This window comes from Demequina flava (assembly GCF_000975035.1).
GTDB classification, from domain to species: domain Bacteria; phylum Actinomycetota; class Actinomycetes; order Actinomycetales; family Demequinaceae; genus Demequina; species Demequina flava.
The window spans coordinates 1,569,683-1,585,817 of the sequence record NZ_BBRA01000001.1; the positions used below are offsets into that span (position 1 = coordinate 1,569,683).

Below are 16,135 nucleotides of genomic sequence, written 5' to 3' on the forward strand. Positions count from 1 at the left end.
TGATCTCATCCTCGCGTTCTCATGGTGTGACCCCATCTGAGGAACTGAGGAGAAAAATGTCTGTGCGTACCCCGGCAGGACGCGCTGCTGCGGTTACCGCCGCAAGCGTTGTGGCCACCGCTCTAGTGACGATCGCCGCGCCCCAGGCCGCCGCCGAGACCGAGGGGCCCTTGACAGGGGCGTCCCAATTCACCATCGTGTCGGAGACCGATGTGGTGCTGGCCAACCATGAGATCGAGGGGTCCATCGCGGCTGGTGGAAACCTTATCGCGGGCGCAGCGGCATACAACGTGGTGCACCGAGCTGCCGGGAGCGGTGACTACACGCTCCCAATGCTCGATGGTGAGTACGTGCGAGTCGTAGCAGGTGGCACCTTCGACCGCGAGTCGTCGACGGGTTCGATTCGTATTAGTCCACAGGAAAGCGATCCCGCCAAGCGTGGTCAGGTCCGTCTGGGCTCCCTCGACGGACTCGAGGTCGCCGCGCGAGGCGATGGCGTATGTGTACGTGAAGTCGGTGACGATGGTTGCCCGTTTGGAGACCGCGTGCTTGAGCAAAGTGCTACTCCGCAGAGCCTTGGCTCGGTCGAGGACGCAGATGCATACGGCACGCTGATCGACGCTGGCGCGTGGGACACATTTGCCCAGTGGTCTGAAGCGTTGGCGAACGGCGCGCTCGCAGGCGCGGCATCTATTGACTTGCCCGCGGTTGCGCATCCGATGAATGGGGTTCCCCTCACTCTTGTCTCCGGTGCTGCCAACGTGCTGGATGTTGACGCAGCACAACTGCCGTCGACCGGGTGGAAGGTGCGATTCGATGGTGCCGCGCCTTCCACCCACACTCCACTGGTGATCAATGTGCATGTGGACGCTGGTGAGACGGTACATCTCCCGACAGAAGCGATCGGCGCCTACCCTCAGTCGAGCGCTCACAACGAGTTCGCTAGTTACATCCTGTGGAATTTGGTGACCGAACCGGGGGCAACGGTACGCGTCAACTCGCCGGGAATCGTCCCCGGTTCGATCCTTGCGCCAGAAGCGACGGTCATCACCGGACCTCAGAAAACTCTGATCGAAGGTCAGATAGTCGCACGACGCGTCGAGTTGCGGAATGACGGTGAGATCCACCACTACGAGTTTGCCGGGGTGCTTTCCCGAGCGCCCGTGGAGATTTCCGGCAGTGCAGACGACATTGCGGTAGACGACGAAAGTCAGGTAGTCGTCGACGCGCCGGCTGGGGAACAGAGCGTCCAGACGCCGGAGGCCCCGAGTGCTGAGCCGGTAGCTTCGGCAACCCCCGAGCAAGTGGTGTCCCCGAACCCTGAGCCAGTCGTGTCGGTGAGCCCTTTGCCCATCGATAACGTGAATGCGGCGCCCACCGCGCCTGCCGAGATTCCTAACCCTGTCGCAGATGCTACTCCCGCACTTGGACCGGTCGTTGAGATCGTGGAGGAGAGCGTCGCGCAGTCTCCCTTGTTGCCGGAGATCGTGGACGTGGTGGCCGATGGCGTTGATTTTGGTCCGGTTGACTCTGACCCGGTGCCTGCCGAAACCGCTCCGGACCCAACCCAAGCCGTGACCGAGGAGAATTTCCCCGCCCACGTAATCGAGGACATCGTCGCAGTCATTGACCAGACTCCCGCTGCCGACCAACTTGTTGAGGACGTGGCGTCGGAGATTAGTGATGTGGTCGCCCTTGCCAGCGAGACCCCGGGCGTCACGCAGGAGTCTGTTGACTCCGTAGTGACTGCGGAAGTCGCCGCCCAGGTCTCAAGTGCAGTGGTAGCTCGAGCCCGTGCGGCCGGTGAGAGCCAGCCAAGGCTCGCGGCGACCGGGGGAGTCGTTGACTGGCGCGTTGGTGCGGTCTTACTTCTTGTGCTTGCAGGAATAACGATGGTGCGACGCGCGCGCCGCACCTAAGAGGAGTGCCGCACGAGGCCGAGTTCGCGCGCGCGGACGACGGCCTCGTGTCGACCACTCACCCCCAGCTTTCGATACACCGCTCGCACTTGAGAGCGGACCGTATTGAGTGAAACGTGTCGGCGTCGCGCGATCTCCTTCAATTCGAGGCCGGTAGCTAGGTGCCGGAGGACATCGCGCTCAGTGCGACTCAATGTGGTGGACTGCTGCTTGCGCGCCCGCGACGCGAGAGGATAGAGACTGTTGGCCCGTGCGAGCACTGCGCTCTCTTGCCCCGGCAATTGCGTGGCGGTTTCCAACACGGCGTTGCGTTCGCCGCCGCTCAAAAGGAGCCAAGGGGTCGTTGTTCCGAATGCCATCGAAGTGCGAGCCGCCTCTGACACCGCCTGTAGCGAGGCGTCCGGGTCTTCAGCTGCGGCATAGGCCACCGCGGTCACGAGTTCGCGACCCATCAGAGTGCGTGCGTCGGTCGGCACTCCGGCGACGTCGAGGGCCGCGAGAGCCGCGTGTGGCCGCCCTACTGAAAGTAAGTACCGCGCCTGCGTGAGGGCTACCACTGGCTGATGGTGGAGTGAGCGAGCTTCCTCAATCAGGTCCTCGGCGAGGTGACGGTTTCCCGCGCCGAGGGCCACCAGAGCCCGAGCCCCCGCCAGGCGTGCCCTCCAGTATGGCGAGGGCTCCACGAAAGCGTTTGCCTCCCACCGATCGATAGCAGTCGTGGCGGGCAGGGTGCCGGGAAAACGTGCCGCCTCGGCCAGAAGGAGCGCTTCCGCGCACACCGGCCACAGTTCGGAACGTCCAATACGCGCGCTCTCGTGTGCCAACAACGCGAGTGCGGCGGCTGGTTCCCCGGTCTCGGTCAACACGAAGGCGCGTGCCGCGGTGCGGGTGACTCGCGTCTGTTGCAGGAGGCGCTCAGGTTTCCCGTCGTCCAACCCCGCGGCGTCAAGAGCCTCGCGCGCGTGCCGGATTTCTCCCCTTAAGGCCTGGAGCGCGGCGAGGTCAGTGCGCATTTCGTTGCTACGCACCACCCCCGCAGTGTGAATGCCAGCGGTGAGAAACGCCGTCGCATCGTCGAGTTGGCCTACGATAAACATGGTTGTTGCCGCTTGTTGGAGATACGCCGCTCTCAAGTGAGAGGGCAGGTCCCCCTCGCCTCCCTCATCGATGGAACGAGATGCCACGATGTGAGCACTCATGACCGCCTCGGTCGACTCTCCGAGCATCCGCTGGGCGACGAGAGACACTGCGTCACCCTCGAAACGGAGTGCGGGCGCAGCCGTTTTTGCTCGGGCTCCCGCGTCGACCGCGATGCGCAACCACGCCCGCCCATCGGTGCGTCCACCGGGTTGGCTTCCGCGCGCGAGAGCCATGACGAGGCACAGCACCGGACGGCGTGACAGTTCGCCAGTCGAAAAACGCTCGAGAAGCTCCACCGTACGGTCGGCACGCTCAATAATTTCAACGCCCGCGCGCGCGAGGACTCCGTCAGCCATCGCGTCGACGTCTCGTAGCTTCGCCGCCGCAGCCAGTGCTTCGACAGCGTCGCCGTGCTCGCGCGACCAGGCGAGCATGCGTTCGAGCAGAGCCCTGTGTGTTGAGTCATCGCCGGGGCTCAGCCGCCGCAGGATTGTCTCGACAAACGGCAACACAGTGATGGCCTCACCGCGGGCCTCGTCAACGGTGATCATGCCGGCTGCACTAGCGTGCCGGAGGACGCGCTCCGCCTCGTCGCCGCCTAAGAGTGTGCTGGCCAGCGGTACGGAAGGACGCTCGGCGATCAGGAGCGCACTGAGCGCCTCGACATCGGGAACGAGGTCGCTCAACTCCTCACGGTGTGCTGTCAAGGCAATGTCGATGCCTTCCGCGGCCCAGCCGCTCGCGACTGTCGGGTTGACCTTCGCCAGGTCTATTCCTCGGCGGACGGCCGCAGCCACGATCGCGCGCGTGCCAAGAGGATGACCGCCGCTGATGCGTTGGACGAGTTCGGCGCCCGAGGCTGCGAGACCTGCACGCCTCAGCGATTCTCGTGTCTCGTCCTCCGTGAACAGCAACTGTGAGGCAGAGACGTAGGCGACCTCAGTTTCGAGGTCGAGTGCGGCACGAAGATCGCGTCCGTCCCGGGTCGTGATGATGAGTTGGTCAACCGCGTCGAGAGCCTCCCTCACGGTGAGGTCACCAGCGGGTACTGCGTCCACCACGGCGACACGATGAGTGGCCCTGGAATCCTGCGAGGATGGCGCTGGGCTCCAGTGGGTCTGTTGCCAGGACACCTCAGCGCCTGTTTCCTCCAAGTGATGAGCAAACTGCCGAGCTAGAACCGTCTTTCCCCACCCGAGGGGTGCACATACGATGACGGCGCGGGCAGAGGTGGCGATGCTCGCGAGTATCCGTGATCGCGGCACTTCCCACCGAGGTCCGCCGAACCCAGATGGGACAGCAGGTTCCTCCCGAGGGAGACGCCGGGGGCTACTCATTGGCCCATCGTGTCACGCCCGACAGCGTGGGCGCTCCAGCGCAGGCTGTTGACACGTTCGCGGCAGTTTAGGGCTTCACTAGGATGGAGCCCATGTCACACATCCTCTCTGCTGTCGCTTGGCCGTACGCCAACGGACCCCGCCACATTGGTCACGTTGCCGGATTCGGCGTCCCCTCGGACGTCTTCAGCCGCTACATGCGCATGGAGGGCCACGATGTGCTGATGGTGTCGGGCACCGATGAGCACGGCACCCCGATCCTCGTTCAGGCAGACCAGGAGGGCGTGAGCCCCCAGGAACTCGCCGACCGCTACAACCGCGTCATCGTTGAAGACCTCGTGTCGCTTGGCCTCAGCTACGACCTGTTCACGCGCACCACCACGGGCAACCACTACAAGGTGGCCCAGGCGCTGTTCAAGGCCGTGCACGCCAATGGCTACATGATCGAGCAGACCACCCGCGGCGCCATCTCGCCGTCCACCGGGCGGACCTTGCCCGACCGCTACATCGAGGGCACCTGTCCCATCTGTGACTCCGACGGCGCTCGCGGTGACCAGTGCGACAACTGCGGCAACCAGCTGGACGCCGCGGAGCTGAAGAACCCCGTCAGCCGCATCAACGGCGAGACCCCCAAGTTCGTCGAGACGGAGCACTTCTTCCTCGACCTGCCCTCGCTCGCTCAGCCCCTGACCGACTGGCTGGGCGCTCGCCAGGGCTGGCGTCCTAACGTGCTGAACTTCTCGCTCAACCTCCTGGACGATGTCCGTCCGCGCGCGATGACCCGCGACATCGATTGGGGAATCCCCGTCCCGCTCGATGGCTGGTCCTCAAACTCCAACAAGCGGCTCTACGTGTGGTTCGACGCCGTGATCGGTTACCTTTCCGCCTCGATCGAGTGGGCACGGCGCGAAGGCGACCCCGACGCGTGGCGCCAGTGGTGGAACGACCCCGAGACCCTGTCCTACTACTTCATGGGCAAGGACAACATCACTTTCCACTCGCAGATCTGGCCCGGCGAACTGCTTGCCGCCAACGGTCGCGGCACCAAGGGTGGCAACCTCAGTGAGTTCGGCGACTTGCAGCTTCCTACCGAGGTCGTCTCCAGCGAGTTCCTCACGATGGAAAGCGCCAAGTTCTCCTCCAGCCGCGGTCACGTGATCTACGTGCGCGACATGCTGGCTCGCTACCAGCCCGACGCCCTGCGCTACTTCATCGCGACCGCAGGTCCCGAGTCGCATGACAGCGACTTCACCTGGCAGGAGTTCAAGAACCGCACCAACAACGAGCTGGTCGCTGGCTGGGGCAACCTGGTCAACCGCACCGCCACGCTGCTGCACAAGAACGTGGGCGAGATCCCCGAGCTCACCGATCTTCAGGACATTGACCGGGATGCGCTGACGCACTCGGAGGGCTCCTTCGCGAAGGTCGGTGAGTTGATTGGCTCGCACCGTCAGCGCGCCGCGATCGCCGAGACCATGAAGGTCGTGGCAGAGGCCAACAAGTACCTCGCCGATACCGCCCCGTGGAAGCTCAAGAACGAGAACCCCGAGCGCATGAAGACCGTGCTGGGCGTGGCCGCTCAGCTGGTGTCCGACGCCAACACGCTCATGGCGCCGTTCCTGCCGCACAGCTCGCAGAAGGTCCACGAGGCCCTGGGCGGCACCGGCACCTTCGCCCCCATGCCGCAGATGAATGAGGTCGCTGACCTCGATCTCGAGGACCGTCACTACCCCGTGATTCAGGGTGATTACAAGGCCGTCGCCAACACGTGGGCGCGCAAGCCCCTCGTGGCCGGAACCCCGGTTGCTCAGCCCTCGCCGATCTTCACCAAGCTCGATGATTCCATCGTCGAGGAGGAGCTCGAGCGCATGCGGGGCGACGGCGAGTGAGTCGCACCGGCCAGTGGCCGCCGGTACCGGAGGCTCTTCCCGCACCGATCGTCGACAACCACTGCCACTTGGAGTATCCGGCCGGCGACGAGCCGCGCTCAGTCGAGCAGCGTCTGGCGGACGCTGCCGCCGCCGGCGTTACGCGTGTGGTCCAGGTGGGCTGTGAGGTTGAGTCGGCACTGTGGACGGCCGATGCCGTAGCTCAGTATCCGCAGATGGTCGGGGGAGTGGCGATTCACCCCAATGAGGCTGCCGTCCTCGCTGCCAAGGGCGAGTATGACGACGCCTTCGCGACCATTGCGGATCTTGCGCGGGGTGACCGCATCCGTGTGGTTTCGGAGACCGGACTGGACTTCTTCCGCACCGGACCCGAAGGTCGCGACGCCCAGATGCAGGCGTTCCGCGATCACATCGCGCTGGCTAAAGAGCTGGACTTGCCCATGCAGATCCACGATCGCGATGCCCACTCCGAGGTGGTCGAGGTCTTGGAGCGCGAGGGCGCGCCAGAGCGCACGGTCTTCCACTGCTTCTCTGGAGACGCGGGGCTAGCGAAGCTCGCGGCTCAGCGCGGCTGGTACCTGTCCTTTGCGGGCACCGTGACGTTCAAGAACGCGGGCGGGCTGCGTGCAGCGCTCGCGGTCACGCCGCTGGATCACGTGCTCGTGGAGACGGATTCACCCTTCCTTACGCCGCATCCGCACCGCGGCACTCCTAACCATCCGGCACTCGCCGCACTCACCGCGAGGACCGTCGCGGACGTCCTTGACGAGGATCTGACGCGCGTGTGTGAGGCAATCAACTCGACCTCCGAGTCCCTCTACGGCCCCTGGTAAACCGCCGTACGGGAACAAACCCAAGCATCGGCCCGTTGGTCGCCCTAGGACTTTTGACTAGCGCAATCCCTAGATGCTGTGAGATAAAGGACCAGTCGCCGTTACGGTTTCGTTACTCAGATGGCACCACCGTCAACGGCAGGAAAGGACCACACACGTGAGCTACAGCCGTACTTCCCCTGCGCCCGGTGGGCGCCGTGAGTCGCGCACCAAGACCCGTTTTCGCCGCCGCACAGTTGTGACTGTTGGCGCCGGAGTCGCGCTGACCGCATTCGCCGTCGGTTCGTTTGCATCCGTGGGCGTGAACGCCTTCGCGACGCCGAGCAAGACCGAGGCCGCCGTTGTCGCCAACGAGACGCTGGCCCCCATTGAGGCCGCCGCAACTGACATCCAGGTCGTCACCCAGACCGAGGAACTGACTCTTGACCACGGTTCCGTCAAGGAAGATGACCCCAACTCCGACGAGGGCACCGAGAAGGTCGTCACCGAAGGAGAGCCCGGCACCGCGCTGGTGTCCTACGAGGTCACGCTGAAAGATGGCGTCGAGGTCGAGCGCTCCGAGGGTATGACCGTCGTCGTCGACGAGCCAGTCGATGAGGTCGTCGCCATCGGTACCAAGACTGAGCCCGTCGCCCCCGCGATTCCGCGTGGTGTCTCTAACGCCGGCACCAACCGCGCAATCGGCCAGGAGATGGCCGCAGCCCGCGGTTGGAGCGGTGACCAGTGGAGCTGCCTGAACGCGCTGTGGACCAAGGAATCCAACTGGAACTCCAACGCCCACAACTCATCCTCGGGCGCACACGGCATCCCGCAGTCGCTTCCTGGCTCCAAGATGGCCTCGCACGGCGCTGACTGGGCCACGAACCCTGCTACCCAGATCAGCTGGGGCCTGTCCTACATCTCCGGTCGCTACGGCACGCCGTGCGCCGCGTGGGGTCACTCGCAGAGCGTCGGCTGGTACTAAACGCGTGGCCGAACTCCTCGGCCCGTCGGACATCCGCACACTCGCGGAGTCCCTCGGTACCTCGCCCACCAAGAAGTGGGGCCAGAACTTCGTCGTTGATGCGGGGACGGTGCGTCGCATCGTCCGCATTGCTGGCGTGGGTTCTGACGACCACGTTGTCGAGGTGGGGCCCGGCCTTGGGTCGCTGACGCTCGCGTTGCTGGAAAGTGGTGCGGCGGTCACGGCTGTCGAGATCGATCCCAAGCTCGCTGCGGCTCTTCCCGAGACTGTCGCCTCGCGCGCGCCCGACGAGTCCTCGCGGATGTCGGTGGTGCATGGTGATGCCCTCCGGGTGGATTCGCTGGACACTGCGCCCACCGCTTTGGTGGCGAACCTGCCGTACAACGTGTCCGTCCCGGTGATCCTGCACTTCCTTGAGACGTTCCCCACGCTTGAGCGCGTGCTGGTGATGGTGCAAGCGGAGGTCGCTGACCGACTCGCTGCCGGCCCAGGCTCGCGCACGTATGGCATCCCCTCGGTCAAGGCGCGCTGGTACTGCGACGTCCGCCGTGCGGGGGACGTGAAGCGCAACGTGTTTTGGCCCGTTCCGCGCGTGGACTCCGCTCTGGTGCTCATGGAGCGTCGTGCCATCCCGACGACGACCGCCTCTCGCGAGGAGGTCTTCGCTGTGATCGACGCCGCCTTTGCGCAGCGCCGCAAGGGCTTGCGTGGCGCGCTGTCGGGCATTGCCGGGTCCGCCGCGGCGGCTGAGGAGGCCCTCACGAGCGTTGGCATCGCGCCGCTGACTCGTGGCGAGCAGCTCGAGATCGGCGACTTCGTGCGCATCGCCGAGGCGCTGAACTCCGCCTCCCAGTAGTCGCTATCGCGCTCGTTCTGGAAGAGTAAACGCCATGAGCCGATCCGTCACCGTACGTGCGCCCGGCAAGATCAATCTGCAACTCGCAGTGGGTCCCGTGGGCGACGACGGCTATCACCCCCTTGCAACGGTCTTTCAGGCCGTCGATCTGTACGAGACCGTCACGGCAACTGACCGCGAGGACGACGAGATCACGGTGACCGTCGAGGCGCCGCGCACCCTCGGCATCGACCCTGCCTCCGTGCCCACCGACGCCAGTAATCTTGCGGTCAAGGCCGCGCTTGCGCTGCGGGAGTCCTATGGGCTCGACCTTGGTGTCGATCTGCACATCGTGAAGGGCGTACCTGTGGCTGGCGGAATGGCCGGGGGGAGCGCCGATGCTGCGGCCGCCTTGGTTGCCTGCGCGGAAGCGTGGGGCGCTGCTGTGTCGCGGACCGAGTTGGACGAGATTGCCGCCGGACTGGGCGCCGACGTGCCGTTCTCGCTGCACGGGCACACCGCTGTGGGGTTGGGGCGCGGAAGCGACCTGTCGCCGGCCATGTCGCGAGGGCAGTTTCACTGGGTACTCGCGACGCAAAGCGACGGACTGTCGACTCCCGCTGTGTATGGGCGCTTCGATGACCAGGTCGCGGGTGGCGCCGTTGTGGATGACGATCCGCGCATCAGCGAGGAACTCATGGGCGCGCTGATGTCGGGCGACCCGCGGCGCGTGGGTGCGGCGCTATCCAACGACTTGCAGGCGGCGGCGCTGAACCTCGCGCCACACCTCACGCGCGTCATGGATGCTGCTCGCGAGGCCGAGGCGCTGGGCGTGATTGTGTCGGGCTCTGGCCCCACGGTCGCGGCACTGGCGCGGTCGCGTCAGCATGCGCTCGCAATTGCGGCTCACATCGGTGCCGAGGATGTGGCGCACACGGTGCTCACTGCGAGCGGCCCCGCGCCAGGCGCGACCATTCTCTAATTCCGTCAGGAGTGCATGGGCCCGCTGAGCGCACTGCTGAGCGGGCCCACGCACTACTAAGAGACGGGGTTACTTCTTGAGGGAGTCGCGGATCTCCATGAGGAGCTCGACCTCGGTCGGTCCGTCTTCTTCCACGACCTCGTCGCCCTTCTTGCGGCGCTCCGCCATCTTGTTCATGGGAACCACCACGAAGAAGTAGATCGCCAGCGCGATGGTGATGAACTTGAACAGCGCGTCCAGAATGAGGCCGATGCTGAACACGGCGCTATTGATCTCGAACGTCATGACCTGCGTGAGGTCGCGCTCGCCAAAGATCATGGCGATGATCGGCGTGAGCAACCCGTCGACCACAGCCGTGATGACAGCTGCGAACGCGGTGCCGATAACGATGCCGACGGCGAGATCTACGACATTGCCGCGGGTGATGAAATCTTTAAAGCCCTGAATCATGGTGATCCTTCACAGAGTGGATGAGACACCTGTGAGGATATTGCACGGTGAGACTCCGCGCCCGGGGAAACCCCAGCATCGGCCCTGGGAAGTTCGCAGCTTTACGAGTGCGAACGACGCGACCTCGCATCGCACCGTGGCCGGATTGCCTCATTGCGGAGATCCTGCAGCCTACGTGCGGTGCTGGACTGACTTGCGTCAAACTACGCTCGAACCTAGCATGGTCAAACGATTGTTCGCGTGGATTGTGGCAATGTCGCCGCGGTCCGGACACAAGGGAGCGTCACTCACGGATGCCTGGTCTCAACCCGCCTATGAAACGCCCATGCCGCCTCGATCCGAGCCCGTTCCTTGACTAGAGAGGGCAAACGATGACGTCAACGCCACTTTTCCCCACGCGCAGCGTGCGCGGGCTCACCATGACCGAACTTGGTCTGGGTGCAGCGCAATTGGGGAACCTGTACCGCGAGACCACGGACCGCGAAGCTGCTGACACGGTGCAGGTCGCGTGGGATTCGGGCATCCGTATGTTCGATACCGCGCCGCACTATGGGCTCGGACTCTCCGAAAAGCGGCTCGGCGCATTGCTTCGCGACCATCCCCGCGACGAATACCTACTTTCCACCAAGGTGGGTCGCCTCCTGGAGCCAACGCCTGAGTCAGTATCCGCCCAAGATGACGGCGGCTTTGCCGTTCCTGCCTGGGCGCGTCGCGAGTTGGACTACAGCCGCGATGGTGTGCTCCGTTCGATCGAGGAATCGCTGGAGCGGCTAGGCACCGACCGCATCGATATCGCCTACTTGCACGACCCTGATGTTTCTGGCCAGTTCGATCTCGCGTGTTCGGAGGGAATCGGCGCGCTTATCGAACTGCGCGACCAGGGCGTATTGCGTGCAGTCGGCGGCGGAATGAACGATGCTGCGCCTCTTGCCGAACTGGTCCGGAGAGCTGATGTCGATCTCGTCATGTGCGCGGGGCGCCTGACGTTGCTTGACCAGAGCGCGCTCGATGATCTCGCCCCGCTCGCGCTCGAGCGCGGGGTGGGCATTGTGGCAGCCGGGGTGTACAACGCGGGACTGCTCAGCCGCCCGTGGCCCCCATCGGATGCCATGTACGACTACGAGCCCGCGAGTGTTGAGCTGATCGAGCGTGCACGTCGCATCGCAACGCACTGCGAGAGCCACGGAGTGACGCTTCCAGACGTCGCGATTGCGTACAGCCTGAGCCACACAGCCGTGTGTTGCGCCGTCATCGGTGCCCGCGGTCAGAGTCAAACGCAGTCCACGGTGGACCGCTACAACACCCAAGTGCCGCCGGAACTTTGGGATGACCTCGTCGCCGATGAACTCATCCCACCATTTGCAACTCATTCGAAAGGCCGTTCATGACCACCATTACACGCGTGACCGCACACGACGTCCGGTTCCCCACCTCGCTCGACCAGGACGGGTCCGACGCGATGAATAAGGACGCCGACTACTCAGCTGCTTATGTGGTTCTGCACACTGACGATCCGGACATCGCGGGGTACGGCTTTACGTTTACGATTGGCCGCGGAAACGACCTGTGCGCTGAAGCGGCACGCCAACGCGGAGCGGCCCTCGTCGGCCGCGATGTTGACGAGCTCGTTGCGGACCTCGGCGCGGTCTACCGCGAGTTGTCTTCTGACTCGCAGATGCGTTGGTTGGGGCCCGAAAAGGGCGTGGTGCACCTCGCGATGGCTGCTGTCATGAATGCAGTGTGGGATCTCGCTGCACGTCGCGCTGGGCTTCCGCTATGGAAGCTCTTGAGCACCATGACCCCCGAACAACTCGTTGACGCCACGGACATGCGTTATCTATCCGATGCCCTCACGCGTGACGAAGCGATTGAGATCTTGCGGGAGAAGCAGGATGGCAGGGAACGTCGTATTGAGGAACTCGCGCAGCGTGGTGGATACCCCTGTTACACCACCAGCGCTGGCTGGCTGGGTTACACCGATGACAAGATGCGCACGCTCCTCAAGGAGGCAGTCGACGCGGGCTACCGGCATGTCAAACTCAAGGTTGGCGCAGATCGCGACGAAGACATTCGCCGATTGCAGATCACCCGCGAAGTTGTTGGCTGGGACGTTGACGTGATGATCGATGCCAACCAGGTGTGGGATGTGCCAGAAGCGATTGAGTGGGTAAACGCCCTGGCAGAGTTCAAGCCCTTGTGGATTGAGGAGCCGACCAGTCCCGATGACGTATTGGGCCACGCGCGTGTCCGCAAGGAGGTTGCGCCGGTCAAGGTGGCCACGGGCGAGCACGGCATGAATCGGGTGCTCTTCAAGCAGATGTTCCAAGCGGAAGCTATCGATTTCTGCCAGTTGGACTCGGCGAGGCTTGCAAGCGTCAACGAGATCCTGAGCGTGTACCTCATGGCCAGCAAATTTGGTGTTCCCGTGTGCCCGCACGCCGGTGGCGTCGGGCTGTGTGAACTTGTCCAACACTTGTCCATCTTCGATTATGTGTGTGTCTCGGGCACCCTTGAGGACCGTGTGACTGAGTACGTGGACCACCTTCACGAGCACTTCGTGGACCCGTGCATTGTCGAGTCCGGTCACTACCGGCTTCCAAGCCAGCCGGGATATAGCGCTCAAATGTTTGATGCGTCAGTTGCCGAATACGAGTACCCGGACGGTAGTTACTGGAAGGGCGCACGGTGACCTTTCCCGTCATTGACTCCCACCAGCATGTGTGGGATCCCGCGCGGGCAGAGTACGCCTGGCTGGACGAGTCTCTCGCGCCGATCAACCGCGCGATTGGCTTAGACGAGCTACTCCCGGAACTTCGTTCGTGCGGCGTGACGCACACCGTGCAAGTGCAGTCAGCGGATAACTCCCAAGACACCGAGGTGATGCGGGAGTCTGCCTCCGCACACCCAGAGGTCGTCGTGGGAATAGTGGGGTACGGGCCACTCGAACGCCCTGACGAGCTAGCGGCCATCCTGGATCAATGGGGCCGTGATAGCCGGATGGTTGGCTTGCGCTCACTGATCCACAACCAGCCCGATCCAGACTGGCTATTGCGAGACGACGTGGGGGAGGGGCTGGCACTACTGGAGTCAGCCGGGTTGGCCCTTGACGTCGTGGCTGAGCTGCCGCGCCACCTCGAGTTGGTGCCGATTCTGTCGCAGCGGTATCCCCGTCTGCGCATGGTGATCGACCACCTCGCCAAGCCGCCCATCGGGCTAGGTGTCCGCGAGCCATGGTGGACTGCGATCGAGGTTGCGGCCCAGAATCCACTTGTCACCGCGAAGGTGAGTGGACTGTACTCGGCCACGGACAACATGGGCTCGTGGACGACGGACGCTGTGAGGCCATTCTTCGATCGGGCCGTGGAGTTGTTTGGGGCCGACCGGCTCATGTACGGCGGAGATTGGCCCATCTCCCAACTCGCGGGTGGCTATACCCGGGTGTGGGATGGGCTTGCTCCCTTGTTCGGAGAACTCACGGACTCCGAGCGCGAACAGGTGCTTGGAGGCACGGCAGCCCGCTTCTACCGGATTGATCCCGCGCGGCTTGGTGCGTTTTCGGATGACTCTGCCGGAGGTCACCGGTGACGGGTGAGGGCCCTCTCGCGGCACTTCCGCTAGGTTTCCGTCGTGACGAGAAGTCTCTATCGAGTGAGGTAGTGAAGTGAAGCGCGTTGCACAGGTGATCGGCATTCCTAGAGAAAACTGGGAGGAGTACGAGCGCTACCACGCTGCCGTGTGGCCCGCAGTTCTCGATCGCATCGAAAGGTCGAACATTCGTAACTACTCGATCTTCCGGCATGGCGATCTGTTGTTCTCCTACTACGAGTACGTGGGAGACGACTACGAGGCAGACATGAAGGCGATTGCGGATGACCCGGAGACTCAACGGTGGTGGAGTATCCAAGAGCCGCTCCAACGGCCCCTTCCCGGGCGTGAGGACGGGGAGTGGTGGTCCGCCATACGTGAGGTCTTCCATGTCGACTGACGTTCGCGCGCCTACGCCGTGCACCCGCCGCTAGGCTCAAGTCGTGGCGACTCTGAGTGATATCGCGCGCCTAGCAGGGGTCTCGGTGTCTGCGGTGTCCCGGGTGCTGAGTGACGCGGAAGGCACACGAGTGAGCGCCGATACACGGGCGCGTATTCACCAGATCGCCGACGATTTGGGGTACCGACCCAACTTCGCCGCACGCGCACTGAAGTTCCAACGCACCTCTGTTCTCGCTTGTATCGTGCCCGATCTCACGAACGCGATGTTTACCGAACTCCTACGAGGAATCGAGTCTGCGGCTAGCGCGCACGGCTTCACCGTTTTACTCTCTCGCGCGGAGGCTATCCCCGAACTGGACGCGACGCTCGCGACGCTACTGGGCGAAGGTCGAGTCGACGGAGTGATAGTGCAGACCCCTGACTCCGTTGATCCCGCTTCGCTCAGCGCCCTGTCCGACGAGAAACTGCCGGTCGTGTTCGTCAACACTGTGCACCCGCAGCACGTGGGGTCCGTCATCTTGGAGGACGCTCAAGCATCCGCCGCCGCAACCCGGCATCTGATAGGCCTAGGGCACTCCCGTATCGGCTTCATTGGGGGGCTTCCTGCGGCCGGATCAGCTCGTCGCAGGCTGGCTGGATTCAAGGAAGAAATGGTCGAGGCGGGCCTGCCCACAGATGCTTCAACTATCACGGACCTTGGCTATCGGTACGTTGACGGGGCGCGCGCCCTAACTGAAGTCATGGCCGTTTCTGAGCCTCCTACAGGTGTTGTGGTCGCAAACGTCAACGCCGCCATGGGACTGCTCGTCGAGGCACGACGCGTGGGCGTTCGTGTGCCCACGCAATTGTCAGTGGCATGTATTCACGATTCGTGGACGGCCGAAACCACGTGGCCGCCCCTCACCACGGTGCGAATGCCGTTGTTTGAAATGGGGACTGCTGCCGTGGCAAGCGTCTTGGAGCGTATTCAGAACGGCACGAGCCGCGACTACGTGGTGGACTCACCTGTGCCTCAGCTTGTTGCGCGAGAGTCGTCGGCGGCTCCCGGGCCTCGTTAGGCACCGGACACAGTTCGTTGGGGCCGGCTTGCGTATGAGCGCAGTCATGGGGCCGGAGCCCGCTGGGAGGTGGCCAGACTTAACCGCGAGGTGACGTGCCAGAGACTGCGGTCGACGCCGTGACCGTTAGTCGACGGGAGGCATGACGGGGTCACGCTCGAAGTTGCTGAGGCCGTTCCATGCGAGGTTGACCATGTGAGCGGCGACTTCGTCCTTGCTGGGCTCGCGTACTTCTGCCCAGTGCTGGCCAGCGAGGGCCACCATTCCGACGAGCATCTGCGAATAGATCGGCGCGGTGTCTGGGTGGAGCCCGCGCTTGGAGAACTGGTGCGCGAGGAGGTGCTCGACCTGGTTCGCGACATCGCCAATGAGCGATGAGAAGGTTCCAGATGCCTGGGCGACGGGGGAGTCGCGCACCAGAATCCGGAATCCGTCGGGAGAAGACTCGATGTAGTCGAGGAGCGCGCGCGTGGCACGTTCGACTAGTTGGCGCGGGTGGCCTCGCTCGGCCAGCGACCCGGTGAGTGCGCCGAGCAGGGCCTCGACTTCGCGGTCAACGACGACCGCGTAGAGACCTTCCTTGCCGCCGAAGTGTTCGTACACGACCGGCTTCGACACGTCCGCGCGGCTCGCGATCTCCTCGACTGAGGTACCCTCGAACCCGCGCTCAGCGAAGAGTCCGCGACCGACTAGGAGCAGTTGCTCACGGCGGTCGCGAGCGGTCATGCGGGCGCGCGGAGT

Annotated in this window: 14 protein-coding genes; 11 read left to right on the forward strand and 3 right to left on the reverse strand. The window is 63.9% G+C overall.

Annotation, left to right across the window (positions count from 1 at the left end; translation table 11 throughout):
* Positions 1–56: 56 nt before the first annotated feature.
* Entirely contained in the window at positions 57–1,919 is a 1,863-nt protein-coding gene (locus AOP74_RS07360) for a collagen-binding domain-containing protein (RefSeq protein WP_061961639.1), read from the forward strand.
* Here the strand turns inward: AOP74_RS07360 and AOP74_RS07365 are convergent.
* Positions 1,916–4,120 carry a helix-turn-helix transcriptional regulator gene (locus tag AOP74_RS07365; protein WP_061961640.1) on the reverse strand — a complete coding sequence of 735 codons (2,205 nt, stop codon included), beginning with the start codon at positions 4,118–4,120 and terminating at the stop codon, positions 1,916–1,918. The genes AOP74_RS07360 and AOP74_RS07365 overlap by 4 nt on opposite strands.
* A gap of 368 nt (positions 4,121–4,488) precedes the next feature.
* Between AOP74_RS07365 and metG the strand changes: the two genes are divergently transcribed.
* The 5 genes from metG to AOP74_RS07390 all read left to right on the forward strand — a co-directional run bounded on the left by metG (position 4,489) and on the right by AOP74_RS07390 (position 9,899).
* Positions 4,489–6,285 (forward strand): methionine--tRNA ligase, encoded by a 1,797-nt coding sequence (gene metG / locus AOP74_RS07370; protein WP_061961641.1) that lies wholly within the window; start codon positions 4,489–4,491, stop codon positions 6,283–6,285.
* A complete protein-coding gene (locus AOP74_RS07375) occupies positions 6,282–7,118 on the forward strand; it encodes a TatD family hydrolase (protein WP_061961642.1) in 837 nt (278 codons plus the stop codon). Before metG ends, AOP74_RS07375 begins: the two co-directional genes overlap by 4 nt.
* 157 nt (positions 7,119–7,275) lie before the next feature.
* Complete coding sequence (locus AOP74_RS12350; protein WP_061961643.1) at positions 7,276–8,082, forward strand: aggregation-promoting factor C-terminal-like domain-containing protein; 807 nt, start codon at positions 7,276–7,278, stop codon at positions 8,080–8,082.
* A gap of 4 nt (positions 8,083–8,086) precedes the next feature.
* Complete coding sequence (rsmA, locus tag AOP74_RS07385; RefSeq protein WP_061961644.1) at positions 8,087–8,938, forward strand: 16S rRNA (adenine(1518)-N(6)/adenine(1519)-N(6))-dimethyltransferase RsmA; 852 nt, start codon at positions 8,087–8,089, stop codon at positions 8,936–8,938.
* Positions 8,939–8,972: 34 nt separating this feature from the next.
* Positions 8,973–9,899, forward strand: a complete 927-nt coding sequence (locus AOP74_RS07390) for a 4-(cytidine 5'-diphospho)-2-C-methyl-D-erythritol kinase (protein WP_061961645.1) — start codon at positions 8,973–8,975, stop codon at positions 9,897–9,899.
* Between the two features lie 69 nt (positions 9,900–9,968).
* On the opposite strand, the gene mscL is transcribed toward AOP74_RS07390, so the two are convergent.
* Positions 9,969–10,349, reverse strand: a complete 381-nt coding sequence (gene mscL / locus AOP74_RS07395) for a large conductance mechanosensitive channel protein MscL (protein WP_061961646.1) — start codon at positions 10,347–10,349, stop codon at positions 9,969–9,971.
* Between the two features lie 371 nt (positions 10,350–10,720).
* Between mscL and AOP74_RS07400 the strand changes: the two genes are divergently transcribed.
* The 5 genes from AOP74_RS07400 to AOP74_RS07420 all read left to right on the forward strand — a co-directional run bounded on the left by AOP74_RS07400 (position 10,721) and on the right by AOP74_RS07420 (position 15,394).
* On the forward strand, positions 10,721–11,737 hold the full coding sequence (locus tag AOP74_RS07400; RefSeq protein WP_061961647.1) for an aldo/keto reductase: 1,017 nt from the start codon (positions 10,721–10,723) through the stop codon (positions 11,735–11,737).
* Entirely contained in the window at positions 11,734–13,038 is a 1,305-nt protein-coding gene (locus AOP74_RS07405; RefSeq protein ID WP_061961648.1) for an L-fuconate dehydratase, read from the forward strand. The genes AOP74_RS07400 and AOP74_RS07405 overlap by 4 nt, the downstream gene beginning before the upstream one ends.
* The gene (locus AOP74_RS07410; RefSeq protein WP_061961649.1) at positions 13,035–13,934 is read left to right on the forward strand and encodes an amidohydrolase family protein; all 900 of its coding nucleotides are present in this window, start codon (positions 13,035–13,037) and stop codon (positions 13,932–13,934) included. Before AOP74_RS07405 ends, AOP74_RS07410 begins: the two co-directional genes overlap by 4 nt.
* Positions 13,935–14,010: 76 nt before the next feature.
* On the forward strand, positions 14,011–14,334 hold the full coding sequence (locus AOP74_RS07415; RefSeq protein ID WP_061961650.1) for an L-rhamnose mutarotase: 324 nt from the start codon (positions 14,011–14,013) through the stop codon (positions 14,332–14,334).
* 43 nt (positions 14,335–14,377) lie between these two features.
* Positions 14,378–15,394, forward strand: coding sequence for a LacI family DNA-binding transcriptional regulator (locus tag AOP74_RS07420; protein ID WP_061961651.1), 1,017 nt, complete (start codon positions 14,378–14,380; stop codon positions 15,392–15,394).
* Positions 15,395–15,520: 126 nt separating this feature from the next.
* Here the strand turns inward: AOP74_RS07420 and AOP74_RS07425 are convergent, their stop codons facing one another.
* Entirely contained in the window at positions 15,521–16,120 is a 600-nt protein-coding gene (locus AOP74_RS07425) for a TetR/AcrR family transcriptional regulator (RefSeq protein WP_061961949.1), read from the reverse strand.
* Positions 16,121–16,135: the final 15 nt, after the last annotated feature.